Origin of the sequence: Acinetobacter sp. AL9 (assembly GCF_041464035.1) — a bacterium.
GTDB classification, from domain to species: Bacteria; Pseudomonadota; Gammaproteobacteria; order Pseudomonadales; family Moraxellaceae; genus Acinetobacter; species Acinetobacter towneri.
In genome coordinates this window covers 1-2889 of sequence record NZ_JAYFSK010000111.1, presented here as the reverse complement: position 1 = coordinate 2889, position 2889 = coordinate 1, and the positions used below count along the sequence as shown (strand labels likewise).

Genomic DNA, 2889 nt, shown 5'->3' with positions numbered 1-2889 from the left:
ATGAAATCTGGCTTTCTACCCAACCTCTGGATATGCGAGCAGGGATGGATACTGTCATGGCTCAGGTGGTGAGAGCCTTTGGCTACATTAAACCGCATTGTGCTTACCTGTTCTGTAATAAACGTGGTCATCGCATGAAAGTGCTGGTACATGATGGACTGGGCATCTGGCTGTGTGCCCGGCGGCTGGAACAGGGAAAATTCCACTGGGCTAAAGTTCACCAGGGTGAAAGCATGGCGATCAGTCCGGAACAGTTACGGGCACTGATCCAGGGTTTACCTTGGCAGAGAATTGGACGACAGCAGGTGGTGACGATGCTCTAAACCAAGCTCGGTTATTCTGCTATTCTCCAAACGTTCTATTTCCTCTGCATCATGACCTCAGGCATACTGCGGTCATGAATACGCTGCCAGATTTAAGCCAACTGACCCATGAACAACTGCTGGAATTTACCCAGCAGTTGACAATGCAGCATCAACAACTCGCAGAAGATAAACAACAATTAGATGCTCAAGTTCAACATCTGGAAGTATCAAATCAACAATTAGATGCCAGAGTTCAACATCTTGAAGTCACCAATCAGCAATTAGATTCTAAAGTTCAACATCTTTCTATTCTCAATCAAAAATACGAGCATGAACTGGCGCTGTTTAAAAAGCACAAATTCGCCCAAAAGAATGAACACTTAACGGCAAAACAAATCCATCTGTGGGATGAGGCGGTCGAAGAAGATATCGCAGCCGTTGATCTGGAATTAGAACGATTAAATGCAGATAAAACCAATGCAGCGACACAGAAAGCCAAAACCAATAAACCTAAACGTCGACCACTGCCAGATCATCTACACACCATCCGTATTGAGCATGAACCTGCATCAACCCAATGCAGTTGTGGCTGCCAGTTACGTCGTATCGGCGAAGATATCAGTGAAAAACTGCATTTCAGACCGGCACAGTTCTATAAGGAACAGCATGTACGTGGCAAATGGGTCTGTGATCAGTGCGACACCCTGACTCAGCAAGCGATGCCCGCCTATGTGATTGATAAAGGTATTGCCAGTCCTGAATTGCTCAGCCATGTGCTGGTATCGAAGTATGCCGATCATTTGCCGCTGTACCGTCAGCGCCTGATCTATCAGCGGGCGGGAATCGAACTTTCTAGATCAACTTTATCTGACTGGATAGGTCGCTGCGGTGTGGAACTGGAACCTCTGGCCAATGCCTTAAAACAGGTGGTGCTGCAACAGCGGGTGATCCATGCCGATGAAATGTTAGCGGCAATGTAAAAATGACCCCCCAACAGCATTTGAAAATTGACCCCTTGGTTAATATAGTGTCCAAAGTGTCAATGCAACATCAGATCAATGCAAATTTGTTGCATAAATGGATTCGCCAGTCCATATCAATGTCCCCAGTTCTAAAAAGCCTACCTCATCCTCAAACCGACTTTCTTCCCGTCATTCTTCACTCGACTCCAGTCAGACGAGAAGTACCTCTACCACCTGTACCAGAGAAGAAAGCTCTCGCTCATATCAGAATTCCACTGCATCAACAACAAGAATCCGCACAGGATCAGATGATTGAGATCGATTGGTCTGTGGAATCAATCACTTAATTACTGGTGCTGATAGGGGGGTGACTCAATAATCCATATCGATGAAATCTGGTTGTGTACTCAACCGATGGATATGCGTGCAGGGATGGATACTGCCATGGCTCAGGTATTGAAAGCCTTTGGTTCGATCAAACCTCATTGTGCTTACCTGTTCTGTCATAAACGTGGTCATCGCATGAAAGAACTGGTACATGATGGACTGGGCATCTGGCTGTGTGTTCGGCGTCTAGAACGGGGTAAATTCCACTGGTTCCAGGTTCATCAAGGTGAAACCATCTCACTCAGTTCGGAACAATTACAAGCATTAATACAAGGCTTGCCTTGGCAGAGAATTGGACAAGTTCAAGTGGTCTCCATGCTCTAAACCAAGCCACTTGGTTCTGCTATTCTCCAAAGGTTCTATAGCATCATATTTATGACTTCAGGCATACTATGCTCATGAATACGATGCCTGACTTAAGCCAACTGACCCATGAACAACTACTGAAATTCACCAGACAGTTGGCGATGCAGCATCAACAATTAGAAAAATCAAATCAGCAATTAGATGCCAAAGTTCAACATCTTGAAGTCACCAATCAACATCTATCCATTCTCAATCAAAAATACGAGCATCAGTTGGCACTGTTTAAAAACACAAATTCGGCAGTAAAAATGAACATCTCACCGCCAAACAAATCCATCTGTGGGATGAAGCGGTTGAAGAAGATATCGCAGCAGTCGAGCTGGAACTGGAACGGCTGAATGCAGATAAAACCGATGTAACGACACAGAAAGCCAAAGCTAATAAACCTAAACGTAGCTCATTGCCAACTCACTTACCTACGATTCGCATCGAGCATGAACCTGCATCAACGCAATGTGCTTGTGGATGCCAACTGTGTCATATCGGTGAAGATGTCAGTGAAAAGTTGAATTTCAGACTGGCACATACGATGTTTGGAACTCATCTCGTTTAAAAGTAACAAGAGAAGTTCAGACCTATTTAAGCGAATCTGTAAATAAGTTTAGGTAATTGCTTTTCATAAATTAAAATTGATCGGTTTGGTAGTCACCAAGCTCAATATCAAAATTGCAAACACTTCGTCAAACAGAGATGGATCCGGAAATTTGAACAACTCCTATAAGTGATACTCTGCTCCTCAAATGATGTTATAAACATCAATATATGGAGTATTTTATGGCACGTAGACCAAGAAGAAATCATTCAAACGACTTTAAGGCTAAGGTAGCACTTGCTGCGATCAAAGCAGAAAAAACACTTGCTGAATTGAG

The 2889-nt window shown here is 43.9% G+C and carries 2 protein-coding genes and 2 pseudogenes; all 4 read left to right on the top strand.

What is annotated here, in order from left to right; all coding sequences use genetic code 11:
- On the top strand, positions 1-323 hold a 323-nt coding region (gene tnpB, locus ACEO2X_RS13605), incomplete at its 5' end, for an IS66 family insertion sequence element accessory protein TnpB (protein WP_371972145.1).
- A gap of 74 nt (positions 324-397) precedes the next feature.
- Positions 398-1267, top strand: a pseudogene (locus tag ACEO2X_RS13600) (transposase); the annotation flags it as partial.
- Positions 1268-1666: 399 nt separating this feature from the next.
- Positions 1667-1978 carry an IS66 family insertion sequence element accessory protein TnpB gene (gene tnpB / locus ACEO2X_RS13595; RefSeq protein ID WP_371972144.1) on the top strand — a complete coding sequence of 104 codons (312 nt, stop codon included), beginning with the start codon at positions 1667-1669 and terminating at the stop codon, positions 1976-1978.
- A 74-nt stretch (positions 1979-2052) separates the two neighbouring features.
- A pseudogene (locus ACEO2X_RS13590) lies at positions 2053-2543 on the top strand (IS66 family transposase); the annotation flags it as partial.
- Positions 2544-2889 lie beyond the last annotated feature (346 nt).